Below are 22,731 nucleotides of genomic sequence, written 5' to 3' on the forward strand. Positions count from 1 at the left end.
GGATTACCGATGCTAGACGGAATGCCACTTATGCACCTAATTATTTGAGAGGATTACTAGGTAAGGTGTTTATCAAATAATTCTCATCAAAACACCCTGGCTTTAATAAGGTTAAAAACTCTGCTTCTTTCATTTTTTTCTTTTAAAATTTTAAAAAGGGTGATCCTAGGTGTTTTTATTGAGCCGCATTATCTCCCTATCATCTAAGAATAAAGAATTTAAAATATTATTAATTCTCTTAACCTTTTGATTTGTATTTTTCATAAACTAATTAACTTTATATTATTTTGTGTTGTTTAATAAATAATTATGATATTATAAATATTTTCTAATAAATAATTAATAATAATTTTAATGAATATAGAAAGTATACATAGGCATCATTTTATATTTCCTGTGTTTAGAAAAATAGAAGAAGAGTTAGCTTATCCTACAGGTTATCCAGATATATATAGAAAGATTGGCTTAAAAATCTTTAAAGAATTAAAAGAGCAAGATTTATGCCAATTAAGAGCTGTATGCAAAGAATGGAAACTGCTCATTCAAGAAACTTCTTTAGGGAAAAAACTTTATCAAAAAAGCTTTAGTGTTAGGCTTGAAGGTAAAAACCAGGAAATTAAGGCTAACCATAAGAATGATGTTTTTAATCCTTTTATTTTTTTAGCTTCTTTGCCCTCTAAAACTTTAAAGAGTATGCTTTGCTCGGGAAATGATTTAAATGATAGAGAGCTAAAGGATATCTTTGATGCGCAATACGAGACTCAAATTTTTAAAAATAGCCAATTCGACAATATCAAATTTTTGCAACTTTACCCAATTCATCAATTACCTGCTTACCTGCAGAAACTCAATAACTACCTAGAACAGATCACCTCTTCTATTGATTGCGCAAATTATCATTTACCTAAAGGTGAGATAAATGAATTAGAAGAATTTTATACGCTAGCTTTGAAACTTGCTATTTATGAAAAAGACTTCGTGCAAGAAAGTTTTTGTATAGAAAAGCTGGGAGATATTTATGTAGAAAAAGGTACCGCAGAAACTTTTCTTCAAGCTGTAGGCCTTTATAATTACGTTTTACATGATTTTTCTTCAGCCAAAAGACATGAAATAATTAGAAGCAAGTTATCTAAAGTGGAAATCTTACTTATTAAGCTCTGTACTGAAAAGCTTTTAAACCTTGATGTAAGGCAAGCATATTTTGTGGAAAATCGCAAATTATTGAAAGTTTTTAGAAATCAGATAGAGAAAAAGATGCAAACTTTTCCTGAAGATCCTTCTTTTGAAGAGGTCAGAGAGCTCTACCGCGAGATTACTCAAGGTGTAAAGAGTTTTTTTAGCATTCTGGTGAATCAATCGGAAGAGGCTTTAGGAGCTAGTCCCTGTGAGTATGCCATGATAGGATTTGGCTCTTTAGCTAGGGAAGAGATGACACCTTACTCCGATTTAGAATTTGGCATTCTTGTGCAAGAAAATACTCCTACAACTAGAAAATATTTCAAATCTCTTACGTTTCTCCTTCACCTAAAAGTTATTAATCTGGGAGAGACTATCCTGCCTGCTCTAAATATCCCCTGTTTAAAGGCTATAAGCTTTTTTGATGGTAGGACTCCACGAGGGTTTTGCTTTGATGGTGAAGGAGTGAAAGGAAAGGGGTGTAAAACTCCTTTCGGAAACCGCCATACATTTGAGCTTATTAACACTCCAGAAAAGATGGCGCAATATATCGCTAAAAATGAAGAGGGTGGATGGTGGCATGATCAAGAGCCGCATCTTCCCATGGAACTTTTAACTTTCACTCACCTATTAGGCAATCCTGAGCTAACCAGGCGCTATAGCCAAAAAGTTCAAGAAAGATTAGATACACCTTACCAGGAAAAATTTACCCTTCGCCAGCATCTAGCCAAGCATCATTTAATCCAGCAAGATATGAAAAATTTTGAGCCTGGAGTAGAAACGCTAGAAAAACAAGGTATGCTTTTTAAAGCTAAGAATGACTTTTATCGCTTTCCCCATTTGGCTATAGATCGACTTGCTCTTCTTCTAAAGATGGCTTCTTCAGATACTTTCGCTAGGATTGATCAGCTAAATCAGCAAGAAATTCTAACAGGCGAGGCAGCTAAAAAGTTAAAAGAATGGATGAGTATAGCACTATTCATGCGTCTTAAAACCTATACTTACTATCAAGCTCAAAATGATAGTATGAATCCTCTTATCAAGCCGTTTGGTTTTGACGAGCCTGAAATCGTCCAAAAATGTTTAGCATTGGATCATAAAACCTTAGAAAAAATAAAAAAAATTTATGGAATATTTATTCCTTTTCACAAGGCTATCCAAGAGTTTTTAGCTGGCAATGAAGAAATTCTTAAAACTTCTGTTTTAAATAATAATGCGCTTCAAACACAGGGCCTTATAGCTTTAAGGCTTTTGCAGTATGAAGAAGCAAAAAAGTATTATGAATTAGCCATACAAGCCAGCTCAGGAGACGTAGAAGCATGGAATACTCTCGCTACGATTTACTACGCTCAAGGAAATTTAGAGAAAGCGATTGAGATTAACACGAGGGCACTCAATACTGCTCTTAAACAGAATAAAAAAAATCTTTATCATATAGCAAGAAGTTACAATAACCTAGGAATGATCTATCTTAACCAAGGGAAATTAAAAAAGGCTGAGGAATGCGCTAATCAGGCCCTCTCCATTGGCTATAGCATGGTGGGGGAAAATCATCCACTCATAGCTATTCGCTATAACAATTTAGGCAATATCTTTGAATCTCAAGGAAATCTTAAATTAGCTATTAAATGTGTAAAGAAAGCGCTTGAGATTGATCTTAGAATTACCGGAATGGATTATCCTCACCTGGCGATTCGTTACAATAATTTGGCACGCATGTATAACACCAATGGAAAATTAACCCAGGCGATTTATTGTGTCGAGCAGGCGCTCGCCCTTGATCTTAAGCTTTTTGGTGAAAATCATCCTAAAATGGCAATTCGCTACGGTAATCTTGGAACGATCTGTGAAGCTCAGGGAGATTTGGAACAGGCGGCTGAATATATGAATCGAGCGCTTGTTATAGATCTTAAGTTCTTTGGCAAAATTCATCCTAGGATAGCCAGCCATTACAGCAATCTGGGTACGATCTATTTCAGTCAACGAAAGTTAGAAAAAGCCCTTGAATATGCCAGGCAAGCCCTAGACGTTGATCTTAAGCTATATGGTAAAGATTATCATAAGGTAGCCATCCGTTACAACAACCTGGCACAAATCTATCAATTACAAGGAAGGTTAAGAAAAGCGGCTAGATATACTAGAAAAGCACTCCATATTAGTCTTAATTGCTTTGGTAAAAAACACTTTCAGCTAGCAATTTTCTATAAAAATCTGGGGATTATCTATCAATGTCAAAGCAAATTAGAACAGGCGACCGATTGTATGAAGCAAGCCCTCCACCTTAATCTAGAGCATTATGGAGAAAATCATTTCTCCATTGCAATGGATTACGAACATTTGCAAAAGATTTATCAAGCTCAAGGAGATTTAAAACAAGCGGCTAAATACGCCAAAAAGATACTTAAATTTCACATCAAAGCTTCGGGTAAAGATCATGAGCATGCCAGGCAAGCAGTTTATTATAATAACCTTGCATCAATCTACCATAATCAAGGCAAGCTAGAAAAGGCGATTGCTTGTGGAAAGCAATCTCTTAAAACTAATCTTAAGCTCCACGGCAAAAAGCATTTACTGAGTGCGGTAGATTATGAAAACTTAGGACAGCTCTATCAAATGCAAGGAAATTTGGAGCAGGCGATTAAGTATATCAACAAAGCGCTTAAAATCAACCAGGACCTATTGGATAAAAACCATCCCAGTATCGCTAGACTTTATAATAAATTTACCTCTATTTTAAAAACGATAGATGAGCCCACTCAATATGCTATGAAAGCACTAGAAAGCCCTCTCAAAGTCTATGGCAACCATTCTTTAATAATAAAAGTATTTTATCATAATATAAAAGAATTTATCTCCAATTTTCATTAGGTTTAGTAAGTCCATGTGCAGTATGATTTAGATAGAAGAGGGCTCACAACTTTCTTTCATAATAAATAAAGAATAAAATGTTGAAGGTTTATGAAATAGGCTGTTGATGTATAAATTTTTTTCTGCTGGGGATAAGTGAAATAAAACCGAGCAAATGGCCAGGAAAGCTATTCTACTTAAAAAGTGAGGGGGTAGTTGAAATAATCAATAAATTGATGGTATAGAAAATTTAGCCAAATCCCAATTAGAGGGAGAAATTAGCAAAAGAATGAAAAGCTTTCCTTACATCTAGCTTGCTAGGGCTTTAGATAGATCAATTAACCAGAATGCATATAAATAATAAATAAGCTTACACGTTGTATTAAAACGCAAATTGGATGCTAAAAATGAGTGGCAAGCAGGTAAGCTTATGGGTGCGGTGAATCTATATCTTAATTCTTCTTCATTATCGGCTATTAAGGAGAGCCAAAAAAATTCTATCCCTTCTTCCTTAAACACGATCGAATATGCAAAGATTGGATTAAAAACCTTTGCAGAATTAAAATTGCAAGATTGGTGTCTAGCAAGTCTTACTTGTAAGCAGTGGAAGCAGCTTACTCAAGAGCCTAGCACATGGAGAGAGCTTTATTCCCAAGCGATCAAGAGGGAGGGTATTGAAGAGCAATTTTCTAGCAACTTTCTTGAGAATGAGGTTTCCAATCACCTTCATGCTAAAGCCTTAACTTTTCGCCCTACAGTAATTTATAAAAATATTTTTCTTCCTATTATCCCTCTCACTTACATCAAGGAAAAATGCTTAAAAAAAGAAGGCTTTTTATCGAAAGATAAAATAGAAGAAGTTGAAAATACTTACGCGCTGATATTAAAAGATGCTGCTCAAGAAAATGATTCTATCCAGCAAAGTTTTTGTGCAGAAAAATTAGGGGATGTCTATTTAGCTAAAAAAATTCCCGAAACGCTTCTTCAAGCTGCAGGGCTTTATAATTATGCTATGCATCTTTCTCTCCCCAACAGGCAGGAGCTTCTTAAAGAAAAGCTTGCTAAAATTCAAAACTTACTTAGCCAATTGTATGAGGAAAAACCTTTAAACTATGATTTACTAAGAAGTCAATTTGAAGGCAACCGACAAAAATTAAAGGATTTAAGAAGTAAAATAGAGAAACAAATTCAATTTTTACCTGAAATCCCGGCTCCCCAGGTGGTCAGAGAGCTTTACGGTGAGATCTCTAAACAGATAAAAAGTTTTTTTAAAATTCTTGTAAAGCAGAGTATTGACACCTTAGGAGCTGAGCCTTGCGAGTATGCCATGATAGGCTTTGGCTCCTTGGCTAGAGAAGAGATGACTCCTTATTCCGATTTAGAATTTGGTATTCTTATAAAAGAGGATACCTCAATAAATAGGGAGTATTTTAAGCGTCTAACAACTTTGATTCACTTGAAGGTGATTAATCTAGGAGAAACTATCCTACCAGCTTTAGATATTCCTTGTTTAAAAGCTATAGATTTTTTTGATAGCATAACTCCAAGAGGTTTTGCCTTTGATGGGGCAGGAGTAGCAGGAAAAGGCTGTAAAACCCCTTATGGCAATCGTCAAACATTTGAGCTTATTCAAACTCCTGAAAAGATGGCGCAATATATAGCTAAAGATGAAGAAGGCCACTGGTGGCATCAGCAAGAACCTCATCTTCCCTTGGAGCTTGTGACCTACACTCATCTATTAGGTTCCTTTAAATTAACAGAACAGTACAAACAAGCATTACAAGAAAATCTTGATGCATGCTATCAAAAAAGCCTTACTCTTCGTCAATATTTAGCTAAGCATCATTTAGTTGAAGAGGATATGATGGTTTTCAAACCACGAATAGGAGAGCTAGAGTGTCAGGGCATGCTTTTCCACACCAAAAATGACCTTTATCGTTTCCTTCATCTAGCCTTAGATAGGTTAGCGCTTTTTAATAAAGTGGCAGCTGTGGACACATATAGTAGGATCGATCAATTAAGCAAGCTAGGGGTCTTAAATCTGGAAGCTGCTGAAAAGTTAAAAGAGTGGATGCTCACAGCGTTACTAATGCGCCTTAAAACCTATGCCTATTATCAAGCCCAACAAGAAATGATGAATCCTCTCATTAAGGTTTTTGATATTGACGACTCTGCACTTATTCAAAAGCAGTTTGGCTTAGATGGGGAAACATTAGCAAAGATAAAGAAAATCTATCATATTTTCATTCCCTTTTATCAGGCTATGAAAGAGTTTTTATTAGGGAGTGAGGATAAATTAAAATTTTCAATGCTAGATGAAAACTCTCCTCAAATGCATGGAGATATAGCTCTGAGATTTTTCCAGCATGAGGAAGCTAAATATTGGTATAGCTTAGTAAGAAAAGAAACTTCAGAAAAGTCTGATCTATTAAATACTTTGGGAATAATTGATGGAATCCAAGGAAATTTCAAGCAGGCGATCGAGCATATCTCTCAAGCGCTTGAAATAGACCTCAAGCTTGAGGGGAAAGATAGCCTGCAAGTGGCAAGAGATTATAATAATTTAGGAGTTTTCTACCAAAACCAGGGAAAATTAGGAAAAGCTGCTAACTATGTAAAGCTAGCTCTTAAAATCACTATTAAGCTATATGGCAAAAATATCTTAAGGGCAGCCAATTGTTACAACAATCTAGGATGCATCTATTTAGAAGAAGGTAACTTGAAAAAGGCAGTTAAGTATATCAAGCAAGCGCTTGAAATAGACTGCAAGCTTTACGGAAAAAACCATTCTAGCCTAGCTATATACTTTAGCAATCTAGGACGAATCTATCACGAGCAGGGGGATTTAGCAAAAGGAGTAAAGCTCATTAAGCGCGCGCTTGATATAGACCTCAAGCTGTATGGAGAGTATCATCCGAATATGAGCAAGAATTATAATATTTTAGGGTTGATGTATCATGCACAGAAGGATGATGAGCAGGCAGCCAAGTATTTGAAGCAAGCTTTAAAAACCGATCTCAAATTATTAGGAAAAAATCATATAAAAATAGCTATTCGTTATAATAACCTAGGAAGTATCTATCAAAGCCAAGGTCATTCAAAAGAGGCTTTTAAATGGATCCGCAGGGCTCTTATAATAAGTATTAAATTATTCGGAGAGAACCACCCTCATGTAGCCACAGGTTACAATAATCTTGGAACAATCTATCGAGAGCAAGGAAATTTTGAGCAGGGCATAGAGAATGCCATAAAAGCACTGAAAATCCGTATCGAGCTTTTTGGCAATTATCACCCTAGCGTAGCAAGAGTTCACAATAATCTTGGAACGATTTATCAAGAACAAGGCAATGTTGAGCAAGCTGCTAAGTCATTCACTCAAGCACTAGGTGTTCTCCTTAAAGTATATGGTGCAAATCATTTAGAGGCAGCAAATCTTTGCCATCATTTAGGGCAAATTTATCAATCTCATGGAGAACTAGGAAAAGCAGCTAAGTACATCCATCAGGGGCTTCAGATTAATATTCAGCATTACGGCGAATATCATCCTCGGGTAGCTGAAGATTATAGGAATCTGGGGCTTATCTATCGAGAGCAAGGGAAATTGAAGCAAGCCAGCAACTATATCAAGAAAGCACTTAAAATTAATATTAAACTTTTTAGTGAAAATCACCAGCGTGCGTTAAGGGATTGTGAGGACTTGGGAATGGTTTATCAAGAGCAAGGGAAGTTAGGAAAAGCGCTTGATTATACCAAGCAAGCTCTTCGAAGTGGCATTGTTACATATGGCATTCATCATCCTGAGGTAGCAACCATTAACAGTAACCTACAGAAACTCAAGTCACTTTTTTCAACATCTGAGGTGAAAACAACCACTCTTCTTAAGAGGCAGGATAAGCCAATAGGAAGGAGAGCGTTGATTTGACATTGAAAATAAGAATATAACTTTGTGTAAAAGGCGCTGCTATGATAATAACTTAACGAGAAAGAAAATTAGCTGTCATATGTTTTTTTTCTTTTATAGATACATTTGAGGATAATAAAAAATTTCTTTATAAAGATGCATGCTTGCTTAGAGTCAAATCAAACCAAATTAAGATAAAAGGCAGCTAATTTAATGATTACAGAAAGTTCACTCCTTAGGCCTGTTGTATTTCCTGAGTTAAAGGCGAGAGAAGAACATCCTTCTCTTTCTTTAGAAAATTCGATTAAATATAGAAAAATAGATTTAAAAATAGGCGCCGAACTTAGCTCGCAAGATTTATGCGGTTTAAGACTTGCGTGCAAAGAATGGAAGCAAATTGCTCAGGCGACTGATTTAGGGAAAAGGCTTTTTTCAAAGAAATCTAGTTTCTTCAGCCCTTTATCTTCTAAAATTTATGAACAGTTGCTTCTTTCTTTTGATAATTTAACACCAGATGAATTAAGAAAAATTCTTGAAAGTAATGTCTTTTTATCAAAAGCTAGCATTGAAAAAGCAGAAAAAGCTTATATGCTAGCTTTAAAATTTATTATTAAAGATAAAGATTCTGCTCAAGAGGCTGCGCAACAAAGCATTTCTACTCATGAAAGCTTTTGCATAGAAAAATTAGGGGATATCTATGTTGCAAAAGGGACCCCTAAAACGCTTCTTCAAGCCGCAGGGCTTTACAATTATGTTATGAGCCTTTCTCCAATCGAAAATCGGGAGCTTCTTAAAGAAAAGCTTGCTAAAATTCATAACCTACTTAGCGCAGTATCTGAGGAAAAGCCTTTAAACTATAATCTATTAAAAAATCAATTTGAAGGAAATCGACAAAAGTTAAAGGATTTCAGAAGTAAAATAGAGAAACACATTCTATCCTTACCTGAAACCCCGGATCACCAGGTGGTCAGAGAGCTATTTGGTGAGATTACTCAACAGATAAAAGCTTTTTTTGAAATTCTTGTAAAGCAGAGTGTAGACGCTTTAGGAGCTGAGCCTTGCGAGTATGCCATGATAGGCTTTGGCTCATTAGCTAGAGAAGAGGTGACACCTTATTCCGATTTAGAGTTTGGCATTCTTATAAAAGAAGATAGTCCAATAAATCGAGAATATTTCAAACGTTTGACCTCTTTGATTCACTTGAAGGTCATTAATTTGGGAGAAACTATCCTACCGGCTTTAAATATTCCTTGCTTAAAAGCTATAGATTTTTTTGATAGCATAACCCCACGAGGCTTTGCTTTCGATGGGGAAGGAGTAAAAGGAAAAGGCTGTAAAACTCCTTTTGGTAATGGTACAACGTTTGAGCTTATTCAAACTCCTGAAAAGATGGCTCAATACATTAGCAAAGATGAAAAAGACCAATGGTGGCATGAAAAAGAGTCTCATCTTCCCATGGAGCTTCTAAATTTTACTCATTTGCTAGGTAACAATGAATTAACTGAGCAATATAGACAAAAAGTTCAAGAAAAGCTCAATATCCCTTATCGGGAAGATATTAATCTTCGACAGCATTTAGCAAAATATCATTTAGTTCAAGAAGACATGATAGCCTTTAATCCGGGAATGGGCGATTTAGGCAGGCAGGGAATGCTTTTTAAAGTAAAAAATGATTTTTATCGGTTTCCACATCTTGCATTGGATAGGTTAGCTCTGCTTAAAGAAATAGTAGCTTCGGATACATTTGGGAGAATTGATCACTTAAATAAGTTAGGAGTGATAACGGAAGGCGCCGCTGAAAAGCTAAAAGACTGGATGAGTATAGTGCTATTTATGCGTCTTAAAACCTACTCTTATTATCAAGCGCAGCAAGAGACGATGAACCCTTTAATTAAGTCTTTTGGATTTGATGAGCCTGAGCTTATCAAAAAGCAGTTTGCTGTAGATCATGAAGCTCTAGAAAAGGTAAAAAAGATTTATCGCATCTTTATTCCCTTTTATCAAGCTATTCAAGAGTTTTTAGCAGGCGATGATAAAAGACTTGCCTTTTCGGATTTAGAGGATAATTCTTTTAAGACTCAAGGGGATATAAGCTTAAGACTTTTTCAGCTAGGGGAGGCGAAAAGGTGGTATATCAAAGCGTTACAAGAGAACAGAGAAAGCATTAAGGCATTAGAGGCTCTTGCATCCATTAGTAAAATTCAAGGGAATTTAGAGCAGGCGGCTTATTATGCTAATCAAGGGATCGAGATTATACTCAACCAGCGTGATAGAAAACATTCAAATTTGGCTAACTTTTACAATCTATTAGGAATAATTTATAAAGATCAGGGAAATTTAGAAGAAGCTGCTAAGTTTATCAATCAATCAATTAAACTCGACAGTTGTTTTGTTGGTAAAAATTCTCCAAGCTTGGCGGTATTATACTTGCACCTGGCGCAAATCTATAAAGAACAAGGATGTTTAGAAAGAGCACTTATAACTTTTAATCAAGCCCTCAATATTGGAATCAAGCTTTTTGGCAAGCATCATACAATTGTAGCAAGGATATATAACAGCATAGGAATGTTCTACAAAGATCAAGGAAAATTAGAGCAGGCGGCTAAATATGTTAACCGAGCACTAAAAATCAATATTCAGCTTTATAGCAAAGTTCATCCTTACGTAGCAAACCTTTATAACGACCTATGGATGGTATATAAAGGACAAGGAAATTTAGAAGAGGCAGCTGATCGCCTCAATCAAGCGCTTAAAATTAACTTTAAGCTATATGGTAACAATCATCCATTCGTGGCAGTAGTTTACAATAATTTAGGAGAAATCTACAAAGATCAAGGAAATTTGGAGAAGGCAGCTGAAAGTCTTAACCAATCTATACAAATAGACCGTGAGGTTTTTGGCAAAAATCGCCCCACTTTAGCTACAGACTACAATAACCTTGGAGGCCTTTATATGGCAAAAGGGAATTTGAAGCAGGCGGATAAATATGTCAAGAAAGCGTTCAAAATTAATAGTAAAATTTATGAGAAAAATCATACTACTATGGCACCTATTTACAATAATTTAGGCCAGCTTTATCAAGCCCAAGGAAAACTAAAGCAAGCAGCTAATTATACCCATCAGGCACTTGAAATTGATCTTAAACTATATGGTGAAAATCATCCTAAGGTAGCAGCCTACTATTGCAACTTAGGTAAGATCTATTTAGAACAAGAAAAGCTAGAAGAAGCAGCTAAATATGCCAAGCAGGCGACTGCCATTGACGTTAGTTTGTATGGTGATAATCATTTTGCTTTGGCAGCAGATTATAATAATCTAGGTCAGATCTATCACAAGCAGGGAGATTTAGATCAGGCAGGTAATTTTGCTAAGAAATCTCTTAAAATTAATATTAAACTTTATGGTGAAAATAGCTATCAGGCGGCAATAAACTATAATAACCTAGGAACGATTTACCTGAGTAAAGAAGAACTAGGCTACGCCGCTAAGTATATTGAAAAAGCCCTTGCCATTAACCTTAAGCTTTTTGGTGAAAATCATCCCGAGACGGCAAAATGTTTTAGTAATTTAGGGCAAATTTATAAAGCCCGCGGTGATCTAGGAAAAGCAATTGAGCATATAGAAAAAGCACTCAGAATTGATATTAGGTTGTATGGTGAAAATCATCCAGAGGTGGCAATCGACTGCAATAACCTAAGTAAAATTTATCAGGAGCAAGGAAATTTAGCAAAGGCTGCCAAGCTTATGCATCAAGTGCTCCAGATTGATATTCAGCATTATAGTGAAAATCATTCTATCGTTGCAAAAGATTATAATAATTTGGGACTGATCTACCAAGAGCAAGGGGATTTAGAAAAAGCGGTTGATTATATCAAGAAAGCTCTCCGAAGCAGCATTGCTGCAAATGGAATTCATCATCCTGATGTAGTAGCCATTAATAGTAATCTACAGAATCTCCATTCACTTTTTCAAAAACCTGTAGTGAAAACAAACCGATTTCTTAAGAGGCAGGGTAAGTCAACAGGAAGGAAAACATCAAGCTGACATGGAAAGCAAGAATGCAACTTTTTATACAAGACGCTTATCTAGCAATAATTTAACGATAAAGAAAGGTGGCCATCAATGCTCTTTTGAGTTGGAGCTAACGACAAGCTTTTAAAATTACTAAGCTATCAAATGCTTGCCTTGTGTTTTGTCTGATTTAAAAGAGAGGGTGTATTTGAATTTGATTAATCATATCCGAATGATTAGGGCTGCGAGAGAGCTAGCTAGCTTAGCAAAAGAAAGGGCTGGTGCTAAAGGTGACTTTCAGCCTAGCAGGCTAAAAAGTTGTTTCAAGAAACTATAAATAATGCTAAATACCTATTTAACTTTTCATTAAAAATTAAGTAAAAAAGATAATTTCTATGAATTTAGAGAGCTTAAATACCCATCCTCTTATATTTCCTGCCTTTAACAATTCTATTTCTCCTCTAGGAGATACGTCAGTATATGCAGAAATTGCTTTAAAGATATTCAAAAAATTAAAACTACGAGATTTGTGCCAAGCCAAGCTCGTATGTAAAGAATGGAAGCAGCTAATTAAAAGCAGCTTTTTAGATGAGGAAGAAGCCTATACGCAAGCTTTAAAACGTGCTATTCAAAAGGAAGATCCCATCCAAGAAGGCCTTTATCTAGAAAGATTAGGTGATCTGTATGTAAGAAAAGCCACTTCTGAAACACTCCTGCAAGCCGCTGGGCTTTATAATTATGCTCTACATAATGCCTCTTTAGGCGAGCAAGCAATTATTAAAGAAAGGCTATCAAAAGTCGAAATTTTGCTTAGTAAGGCTTGCACAGGAGGACCTGTAGATATTCCTAAAATCATAAAGCAATTTGGGAATAATCGCGAAGGATTAAAAAAATTTAGGGAGAAAATAGAAGAGAAAATCCAAGCTCTCGGCTCCGATCCTTCCCCTGAAGAAGTTCGAGAGCTTTATAGTGAGATCGCTCAACAGATAAAAGCTTTTTTTGAAATTCTTGTAAAGCAGAGTGTAGACATCCTAGGAGCTGAGCCTTGCGAGTATGCCATGATAGGCTTTGGCTCATTAGCTAGAGAAGAGGTGACACCTTATTCCGATTTAGAGTTTGGCATCCTTATAAAAGAAGATAATCCAATAAATCGAGGATATTTCAAACATCTGACCTCTTTAATTCACTTGAAGGTCATTAATTTGGGAGAAACTATCCTACCGGCTTTAGATATTCCTTGCTTAAAAGCTATAGATTTTTTTGATAGCATAACTCCACGAGGTTTTGCTTTTGATGGGGCGGGAGTAGAAGGAAAGGGCTGTAAGACTCCTTTTGGTAATGGTAAGACGTTTGAGCTTATTCAAACTCCTAAAAAGATGGCCCAATATGTGGGTAAGAATGAAAATGGTCAATGGTGGCATGATAAAGAGTCTCATCTTCCCATGGAGCTTCTAAATTTTACTCATTTGCTAGGCAACAATGAATTAACTGAGCAATATAGGCAAAAAGTTCAAGAAAAGCTCAATATCCCTTATCGGGAAGATATTAATCTTCGACAGCATTTAGCAAAATATCATTTAGTTCAAGAAGACATGATAGCCTTTAATCCTGGAATGGGCGATTTAGGCAGGCAGGGAATGCTTTTTAAAGTAAAAAATGATTTTTATCGGTTTCCACATCTTGCATTGGATAGGTTAGCTCTTCTTAAAGAAATAGTTGCTTCGGATACATTTGGTAGAATTGTTCAGCTAAATAAGCTAGGAGTTATAACGGAGGGCGCCGCTGAAAAGCTACAGGAATGGATGAGTACAGCGCTATTTATGCGCCTTAAGACCTATTCCCACTATGAAGCGCAAAAAGAGATGATGAATCCGCTGATCAAACCCTTTGGCTTTGATGATCCAGGCCTTATTAAAAAGCAGTTTGTTTTAGATTATGAAGCATTAAAAAATATAAAAAAAATTTACCGCATTTTTATTCCCTTTTACCATCTCATTCAAGAGTTTTTGGCAGGTAATGAAAATAAGCTTAAATCTTCTGATTTAGAGGATAACTCGCTGCAAACTCAAGGTGATATAGCCTTAAGGCTTTTGCAATACGAAGAAGCAAAAAAATATTACAGATTAGCAAAAGAATTAGATTCGCACGATCCGTATGTCCTAGGTATTCTTGGAATCATTTACGAAAACCAAGGAAAATTAGCAAAGGCAACTAAGTATGTCAAAAAATCGCTCAATATTAGCCTTAAGCTTTTTGGTGAAAATCATTTCCAGGTGGCAACCCAGTACAGCAGCCTAGGATCAATCTACCAAAATCACGGCGATTTAGGAAAGGCGGCTAAGTATGTCAAGAAAGCGCTCGCTATCAATCTAAAGTTTTTTGGTGAAAATCATCCTGTTGTGGCAATAATTTATAACAATTTAAGCATGATTTACAAAGAACAAGGAAAGTTAGAAAAAGCGGTTAAGTGTATTATGAAAGCATGTCTTATTAATCATAAGCTTTCTGACAAAAATCATCCTAATGTGTCAAATGATTACAACAACCTGGCATCAATCTACGAAGAAAAAGGGAATATAGAGCTGGCAGCTGAGTATCTCAAAAAATCGCTTATCATCGACCTTAAGCTTTTCGGTGAAAATCATCCTCGTGTGGCAGTAGGTTATAACAACCTGGGCCAAATTTATCAAAATCAAGGCGATTTAGAACAAGCGATTGAGTATGCTAAGAAAGCGCTCGCTATCGATCTAAAGCTTTTTGGTGAAAATTATCCTGCTTTGGCAATCCGTTATAATAACATAGGGCAAATTTATCAAAATCAAGGCGATTTAGAACAAGCGGCTGAATATGCTAAGAAAGCGCTCGCTATTAATCTAAAGCTTTTTGGTGAAAATCATAAAACGGTGGCAAGAGACTACAGCAACCTGGGTCAAATTTATCAGAATCAAGGCGATTTAAAACAAGCGGCTGAGTATGCCAAGAAAGCGCTCACTATTGATCTAAAGCTTTTTGGTGAAAATCATAAGATGGTAGCAATCGATTACAACAACCTGGGAGGCATCAACCTAAACCAAGGCAATTTAAAACAGGCAGCTGCGTATTTTGAAAAAGCGCTCGCTATCGATCTAAAGCTTTTTGGTGAAAATTATCCTGCTTTGGCAATCCGTTATAACAACCTGGGGCAAATTTATCAAAATCAAGGCAATTTAGAACAAGCGGCTGAGTATGCTAAGAAAGCGCTCGCTATCGATCTAAAGCTTTTTGGTGAAAATCACCAAACGGTAGCAAGAAATTACAGCAACTTGGGCAAAATTTATCAAAATCAAGGCAATTTAGAACAAGAGGTTGAGTATACTAAGAAAGCGCTCGCTATCGATCTAAAGCTTTTTGGTGAAAATCATAAGACGGTAGCAATCGATTACAACAACCTGGGGCAAATTTATCTACATCAAGGCGATTTAGAGCAGGCGGCTGAGTATGCCCAGAAAGCGTTCGCTATCGATCTAAAGCTTTTTGGTGAAAATCATCCCGCTGTGGCGAGGGATTATAACAACTTGGGAATAATTTACAAAGAACAAGGCGATTTAGAGCAGGCGGCTGAGTATGCTAAGAAAGCGCTCTCTATCCATCTAAAGCTTTTTGGTGAAAATCATCCCGATGTGGCAAGGGATTACAACAACTTGGGATTGATTCACAAAGAACAAGGCGATTTAGAGCAGGCGGCTGAGTATGCTAAGAAAGCCCTCGCCATTGACTTTAAGCTTTTTGGTGAAAATCATCCCGATGTGGCAAGGGATTATAACAACTTGGGAACAATTTATCTAAGTCATAAAGATCTAAAACAGTCAATTAAGTATGCCGAGAAAGCCCTTGCTGTTAATCTAAAGCTTTTTGGTGAAAATCATTACGCCGTTGCAATAAATTACAATACTTTAGGAGCAATCTATCAACAAAAAAAAGATATAGTATCGGCAATCAAATATACTAAAGAAGCGCTCAGAATTAATATCAGGCTATATGGCATCCATCATCCAACAACAGCCACCATAAATGCTAATTTACAGCAACTTCCTAAAACCTTTCAGGATAACCTATGAAAAGGAAATCATCTTTTCACACTTAAGCTTTCCATACTTGTCGATAAGATGCATTTTTCATTTTAAGATAGCAGGGTAAATATTAAAAAAATTGACAAATAGTGATAGACAATAGCGCAAGCCAGAGTATTTAAAAAATAAATTCCTGGCTGGTAATATTCTGCTTGCGGCTCAAGCAATGTCGTCCATAAATTCCTCCTAGAAAATATATTCCTAGCCATAAAATAGCTATTTCCTGATTTACCAAGAGGTTTATATTATAATCGAGGCTTTTGGGCATACCATAAGCGTAATCTAACACAAAGTTGGTGAAGGATTCATTAAAGTTATGGATGATCTGGGCTAGGCTAGAGCTTAAAATTCCTACCATTAAGCCAGCTAATAAAAACATGAGGGCAAGACTTACCATCCAAGGAAAAAAGAAATTATAGATTATACTCCATAAGGGAAACTTTTGAAAATAATAGAGGGTTAGAGGAAGGGCTGCTAAAGTAACCGCTATGGAGAGCGCTAACGCTTGGCGGAAGAGAGTGAGAATGATAAAGCCATGCTGGTTGGCAAGATTCATGGCCATTAATTGATTAAAGGTTTTCTTAGCAAAAATCTTTTGGAGTAAATAATCGAAGGAAAAATAAGAGACTAGAATAGCTGCTGTCACGGCAAAGCTAAATTGGAAGCCTATATGAAGCGCTAATTCTGGGTCAAAAATAAGAACGATTAACAACCCTATCCCTAAAGAATTGAGACCAGAGGGAGGTTTTTCTAATAAGGTAGCACCAAAGCCTAGCATGCAGCTGACCCATGCTCGAATTATAGAGGGGGAAGGCCCTAGAAAAGCAAAGTAGAGAGTCATAAAAAGCATAAGAAGACTTACACTCGTTTTGGGGCTTACTATCCAAGATAAAATAAAACCCAGCATGCCCGCTACGATGGCAAAATGAAAGCCCGAGATAGCCATGATATGTTGCAAGCCGAAACGAGAAAATTCAAAAGCCATAAGACGATTCTCAAATTCGCCCGTTGTGATGCCTGAAAGAAAGCTGCTGCTAGGGCTATGTGGGTTTTTAGAAATTTTTTGAGAGATATATTTATTAACGGCTTGTTTGGCTTTAAAGCGCCATTCTGCTAGACCCCAACTATTTGCTAAAGGGTGCCATGGCTGGTATTTATCTGGCTTGAAAATAAATTTACCATTTTTAGACTGTTTAAGCCTACCTTGTAAAAGGTAGGTTTTATTAGCTAAAGGACGATTAAGCGATGCATGATCTAACAAAGAAATGATTACAGAAATGTTAGGATAGATATTTAAAGATTCATGCCTGGTAAAAGAGAGCAGCTTACCTTGATAGTTCCAGCTTTTACCTATGAAGGTGGTTTTTCGCGATAAAGAAGAGATATGAATAAGCGCAGTACCTGTAACTCCTTGTTCAGGTAGCTGAGGAGGTTGGAAGGCTAGGGAAGAATAGAAAGCAGCACTTAAAAAAAGAAGGAAGTTAAAAACAGCAGCTTTGTATTCCTGGTGAAAGACAAAAGCGAGCAAAAGAATGGTTAGAAGCAGGCTATTTATAAAGAGGGTAGAAGATGAAATCCCTAAGCCACTATAGACGCCTAACAAAAATGAAAGGCCATAGAAAAGAGCGGGATAACTTTTACAAAATAAATATAAGGGACTAAAGATATTAAATTTGAACTTCGTATAATCTCTTGTTTGGGTTGTTAAGGGAGCAAGTTAAACCTCGATCTTTCAACTTATTAATTTTGCGAGACTGAAGGGCTTGAAGAGATTGAGGAAAGCTTAAATTTTTAGGTAATGTTTTAGTTCCTTTTAATTTAGGGCATTCTTTATGTTGGCTAGTTTTAATTGGGTGGGGGAAAGCTGCAGGAATTTTTTTGCGGACTCGAAGGGCATCTATTAATGTATGGATGCCCGCTAAAAAGGCATAGTTGATTAAAGCGTAATGGTTGCTAAAGGTAATAATTAGATAATTATAAGAAATTGAATTATTATCTTTTAATAATATGTATTTATGAAGTTTATTAATGGCTAGTACTTCACCGATTGGGTAAAAAGCTGTTCTATCTAAGGTGGAGAGTAGGTATGGAAAATTTTCTGGTAGAGCTTCACTAAAAATTTTATCATTTTTTAGAATATAACATAAGGGGGCTGCCCCTCCAGGAATATGCTCTATAAGAATAAGCTCAGCAAAAGTATGCTGAGACATATCTCCCGATTGCAAATCTTTAAATTCGACATTTAATCTTTCCAGCCTTACTCTATTTACCTCCACGTCTGGCCATCCTTCTTTTTCTAAATATTTGAAAATCAGGAAATAAAAATAATTTCAAAAAATTAGCCCGTTTGCTTTTCATCTTAATTTTTTAACATAATTAATGCAAACCCTTCTTAATTAAATTCAAAGAAATTCAAAAATTTGGTAAAAGTATGAATGGAAAGTTTTTAAGAAAAAAATAAAAAATTTGCTAGCGCTTTTCTAATCATTGAGCACCATGCTAAAGACTTATTAAGAGGATAAAAAATTAGAAAATAGTTCAAATGTAGCTTTTAGCCCTTAATACCTCTCAATTTTAAGGAATAAGTCGATGAATTTGCCTGTTAAAGATTACCATTCTCAGTTATCTGTTTCTAGTGTTCGAGAAAGTTTTCATCAAGCGTTCTTTTTAGAAAAAAATTTAAGTTTTTTCTGGAAAATATTAAGAGCTAACCTACTTAAATTTTTAAAACCCTGCTACAGCCCTATCATTTGATTACCGGTCGTCTTAAGTGGTTGTAAGTTTTTTTGTTTAGAACATTTAATTGGCGAATGGCTTTTAAAAAATTGTGGGGATTTTTTCGAAGCGCGGCTACTATTAAAATCTTTATCCAGCAAAAGCAGTCTGAGAAGGAATGGGAAGGATAAATGCCAGAACGTTACCTAGTTTTTCGACTGCTTTTTTAAGAGATAAGGATAAATTTTTGCTAGTGAAAGAAGGAATTTAGTATTAACCGTATAACTCTATTAAATTTATGGTTTTCTTAAAATACAGCTTTTTCAATTTTTTGTGGAGTAGCCACTATTTGGCTAACAGTAGATTAATGATACGAAATCTTTATCCTTTTGTTCAGGTAAAAAAGATAAATGAGCTATCAAATTTTAAAGATTTTTCCTCCTTTAACTTAACTATTACATCTTTTGTAGAGGAGCTAACATTTTATCATGGAAGAGTAAGCTAGCAAATATGATTTACAAGGTAGAGGAACTTTTCCAAAAACATGGCCATGATTTAGGCTTGGTTCTCGTAGCAGGCCATAAAGGACTCAAGCGTTCTATCAAGGTACCTGAGTCTCATCGCCCCGGACTTAGTTTATGTGGTTTTATGAAAAATCATGCTTATAAGCGCATTCTTGTATTTGGGCGAGTCGAAATGGAATATTTGAGAGACTTAGATCCTGAAATACGTGTCAATCGCTTAAAAGAGATTCTTACGACTGCTACTCCTGCTGTTATTGTGGCTAGAAGGCTATTACCCCTAAAAGAACTAGTCTCGTTATGTCAAAATAAAGGTATTTCTCTTTTCAGATCCAGCATGAGTACAATGAGCTTGCTGAGTAAGCTTACGCTCTTATTGAGTGAAGAGTTTTCTCCTAGTATGACCTGCCATGGTACATTGGTAGAAGTTTTTGGGGTAGGGGTGTTGATTAAAGGCGATTCATCCGTAGGGAAAAGTGAAGCGGCTTTAGGTCTTATTGAAAGAGGCCATCGACTTATATCGGATGATGTAGTCAAAGTTAAAAAAAGGGAAGACTCTTATGTGGAAGGATTTGGAGCAGAATTGACTCGGCATCATATGGAAATTCGAGGAATAGGGATCATCAATGTCGCTCACCTATATGGGGCCGTATGTGTAAGAGATAACAAAAGTATAGATATTGTGGTTAAGCTGGAAGCTTGGGATGATCAACATTTTTATGATCGAGTAGGTTTGGTGGAAAATTACTGTGATCTGCTAGGATTAAATATTCCCTATCATGTGCTGCCTGTGAAACCAGGTCGCGATGTAGTATTATTATTAGAGACCATCGCTCTTAATCATCGCCTAAAAGCAATGGGATATAATTCTGCAAAAGAGTTTAATAATAAGTTGTTAGATATGATTTCTTCAAAAAATCAAACAAGGAAAAGGATCCGTGAAGCTGTCGAGTCAAGTGCAAGTTAAAAATAAAATGGGCCTTCATACCCGTCCTGCAACAGTTATTGTGAAACTGCTGCAAAACAGTAAAAGTGATGTAACCTTTAAACATAAAAAAGAGGAAATCAACGCTAAAAGCATTCTTAGTATCCTCATGTTAGCTGCAAGAAGAAATTCTAAAATCACGATCGAAGTGGTGGGTGAAGATGCTAAAGAAACTTTAGAAAGGCTTGTCCAAGCATTTGAAAATCAATTTGAGGAGTAAAATTGCCACACTCTAATCTAGAAGAAATTCGGTTAACTGGCAATGTAATTTCCAGTGGAATCGCGATTGGAAAGCCTTTTTTTCTAAAAACTTTACAAAAAAGTTTTCCAGATGAAAATATTCCCGCTTATAAAGTCGAGGCTGAAACCGAACGTTTTCAAGCGGCTGTCCAATCAGTCATTAGTGATTTACAGGCAATTAAAAATCAGCTTGAACTAGATGGCATGGAGGAGGGGGCTGCCATCTTAGAAGCGCAATTACAACTTTTGTCCGACCCTTTATTAATTACAGAAGTTAGCAAACAAATCCATTCTAAACGCAAAATTCCTGAATATATCCTCCATCAATTGATTCAAGAGTATCAGAAAAAATTTGATACCTTAGAGGATATGTTTTTTCGAGAGAGATTTAAAGACGTACAGGATATTTCCCGCCGTATTATGGCCTATCTTCATCAGGAAACAAAAAGTGCTTTTGATGAGCTTTTACCAGACTCGATACTTTTTGTAAAGGATCTAAGCCCCGCGGAAACTGCAGAAGCTAGCCAGAAGTGTGTAAGGGCTATCGTATCGGAAAGAGGAAGTGCTACCGCTCACGCTGCCATCCTTGCACGGGCTAAAGAAATTCCTTATATGACCAACATAGCCTTTGACGAAGTGTCGGACTGCTCGGATTATTTAGTGATTGTCGACGGAAGAAATGGGGAGCTAATTTTTAATCCTTCTTCCGAAACATTAGCCCAATATGAAAGATTGAGTGAGGAGTTAAATGCTAGACGTCTTCGATTAAGGCAGACAGATTCTCATGATATAGAAACTTATGACGGCTATAAAATGAGACTTCTAGCTAATATAGAAACTAGCAGTGAAGTTAAGAAAATCCATGAATATGGTGGCGAAGGAGTAGGATTATACCGCTCTGAAAATATTTTAGTAGGGCGGGAGCGCTTACCTACAGAGGATGAGCAGTTCGAAATTTACCGACAACTTGTGGAAAATATGCAAGGCCTGCCTATTACTATTCGAACTTTTGATGTGGGACGTGATAAAGCAGGCATAGAAGCTTCTCCAGGTCAAACAGGAAATGCTTTTCTGGGATTTAGAGCGGTAGGAAGTTTAGAACGAGAGAAAGATATTTTTATGACCCAGCTGCGTGCTATCCTACGTGCTAGTGCATTTGGTGAAGTTAATATTCTTTTTCCTATGGTCTCTTCTTTACCCGAGTTGATTGAAGCTAAACGCATGACCCAAGAGGCTGCTAGGCAAGTAAAAGTTAATTCTTTAGTGAACTTAGGATGCATGATTGAAGTGCCCTCAGCAGCTATTATTTCTGATCTTCTGGCGCGTGAGTCAGATTTTCTTTCTATAGGAACTAACGATCTTATCCAGTATACTTTAGCCGTAGATCGATGTGATAATACCATGAGCCATTTATATCAACCTATGCACCCATGTGTCTTAAGATTAATACGACATGTGGTCATTGAAGCTAATAGGCATAATGTGCCTGTCAGCATTTGCGGTGAAATGGCTGCTAATCCTAAATATATTCCTTTATTGATGGGATTAGGGATCCAGGAATTGTCAGTAGCTGCCCGCTATATACCTTTAATCAAGCAGGCAATCCGCTGCTCAAGCATCATCTCATGCTGTAAGCTAGCTGAAAAAGCGCTATCTTTAGCAAGCACTTCTGAAATACAAGCCCTTTTGGATGAAACTTTCTATGCACATTTCGCTCGTGCCTCTTTAGAGGAGCTGATGTGAGAAGAATCCAATTCAACATTCCTCAAATTTAGCAAGTTCTGTAAATAAAAATTACATTACTATTAGGCGTCGTAGAAAGCCCTTAACCTGACAAACGTGAGTTATCTGCCAGGTACTATTTCTGTCAGTTGTAACTTATCTAACATCTTTTCTTGCGCAAGATGTTTGGTATCTAAGAATGTTTGTAAAGGCGTCTTGACAAAACAATACTTTCCTGTATGTGTTCTCTCGTTATTATACTCATTCATCCATTTATCTACCTCCTCTTGTAATTTTTCAACCAGGGTTAACGCATTTAATTTTACTTGATAAGTAAAAATATTTCCCTCACAACTTTTCCTTTAATACAGGAGAAGCCATGTCAGAGGATGACACCGTCATTATGGGATTTTTAAAAATTGTCCCGGACCCAAGAATAGAACGATGCAAAAAATACAGCTTAGAATCCATTTTATTTATAGCTCTAACAGGGATGCTCTGTGG

At 36.3% G+C, this 22,731-nt stretch carries 10 protein-coding genes and 1 pseudogene; 8 read left to right on the top strand and 3 right to left on the bottom strand.

All coding sequences use genetic code 11. The features are described from left to right. Positions 1 to 354: 354 nt before the first annotated feature. From NEOC65_RS08920 to NEOC65_RS08935, 4 genes are all read left to right on the top strand, one after another. Complete coding sequence (locus tag NEOC65_RS08920; RefSeq protein WP_213156297.1) at positions 355 to 4,044, top strand: tetratricopeptide repeat protein; 3,690 nt, start codon at positions 355 to 357, stop codon at positions 4,042 to 4,044. Between the two features lie 409 nt (positions 4,045 to 4,453). Then, on the top strand, positions 4,454 to 7,945 hold the full coding sequence (locus tag NEOC65_RS08925; RefSeq protein WP_213156298.1) for a tetratricopeptide repeat protein: 3,492 nt from the start codon (positions 4,454 to 4,456) through the stop codon (positions 7,943 to 7,945). A 192-nt stretch (positions 7,946 to 8,137) separates the two neighbouring features. Further along, the gene (locus NEOC65_RS08930) at positions 8,138 to 11,968 is read left to right on the top strand and encodes a tetratricopeptide repeat protein (protein ID WP_213156299.1); all 3,831 of its coding nucleotides are present in this window, start codon (positions 8,138 to 8,140) and stop codon (positions 11,966 to 11,968) included. Between the two features lie 362 nt (positions 11,969 to 12,330). Beyond that, positions 12,331 to 16,032, top strand: coding sequence for a tetratricopeptide repeat protein (locus tag NEOC65_RS08935; RefSeq protein ID WP_213156300.1), 3,702 nt, complete (start codon positions 12,331 to 12,333; stop codon positions 16,030 to 16,032). A 130-nt stretch (positions 16,033 to 16,162) separates the two neighbouring features. On the opposite strand, the gene NEOC65_RS08940 is transcribed toward NEOC65_RS08935, so the two are convergent. Together NEOC65_RS08940 and NEOC65_RS08945 are read right to left on the bottom strand one after the other, a co-directional pair. Then, positions 16,163 to 17,647, bottom strand: a complete 1,485-nt coding sequence (locus NEOC65_RS08940) for a ComEC/Rec2 family competence protein (protein ID WP_213156301.1) — start codon at positions 17,645 to 17,647, stop codon at positions 16,163 to 16,165. Between the two features lie 64 nt (positions 17,648 to 17,711). Then, complete coding sequence (locus NEOC65_RS08945; protein WP_213156302.1) at positions 17,712 to 18,320, bottom strand: hypothetical protein; 609 nt, start codon at positions 18,318 to 18,320, stop codon at positions 17,712 to 17,714. Positions 18,321 to 18,633: 313 nt separating this feature from the next. On the opposite strand from NEOC65_RS08945, the gene NEOC65_RS08950 reads away from it, so the two are divergent. From NEOC65_RS08950 to ptsP, 4 genes are all read left to right on the top strand, one after another. Continuing rightward, positions 18,634 to 18,798 (top strand): hypothetical protein, encoded by a 165-nt coding sequence (locus tag NEOC65_RS08950; RefSeq protein ID WP_213156303.1) that lies wholly within the window; start codon positions 18,634 to 18,636, stop codon positions 18,796 to 18,798. 471 nt (positions 18,799 to 19,269) lie between these two features. Beyond that, positions 19,270 to 20,247: an HPr(Ser) kinase/phosphatase gene (hprK, locus tag NEOC65_RS08955; RefSeq protein ID WP_042243418.1), complete on the top strand. Its 978-nt coding sequence runs from the start codon at positions 19,270 to 19,272 to the stop codon at positions 20,245 to 20,247. Continuing rightward, positions 20,219 to 20,485, top strand: a complete 267-nt coding sequence (locus NEOC65_RS08960; protein ID WP_039384027.1) for an HPr family phosphocarrier protein — start codon at positions 20,219 to 20,221, stop codon at positions 20,483 to 20,485. Before hprK ends, NEOC65_RS08960 begins: the two co-directional genes overlap by 29 nt. A gap of 2 nt (positions 20,486 to 20,487) precedes the next feature. Then, positions 20,488 to 22,248: a phosphoenolpyruvate--protein phosphotransferase gene (gene ptsP, locus NEOC65_RS08965; protein WP_213156304.1), complete on the top strand. Its 1,761-nt coding sequence runs from the start codon at positions 20,488 to 20,490 to the stop codon at positions 22,246 to 22,248. Positions 22,249 to 22,349: 101 nt separating this feature from the next. Here the strand turns inward: ptsP and NEOC65_RS08970 are convergent. After that, positions 22,350 to 22,529: pseudogene (locus tag NEOC65_RS08970) on the bottom strand (hypothetical protein); the annotation flags it as partial. Between the last annotated feature and the right edge of the window lie 202 nt (positions 22,530 to 22,731).

This window comes from Neochlamydia sp. AcF65 (genome assembly GCF_018342435.1).
Lineage (GTDB): Bacteria > Chlamydiota > Chlamydiia > Chlamydiales > Parachlamydiaceae > Neochlamydia.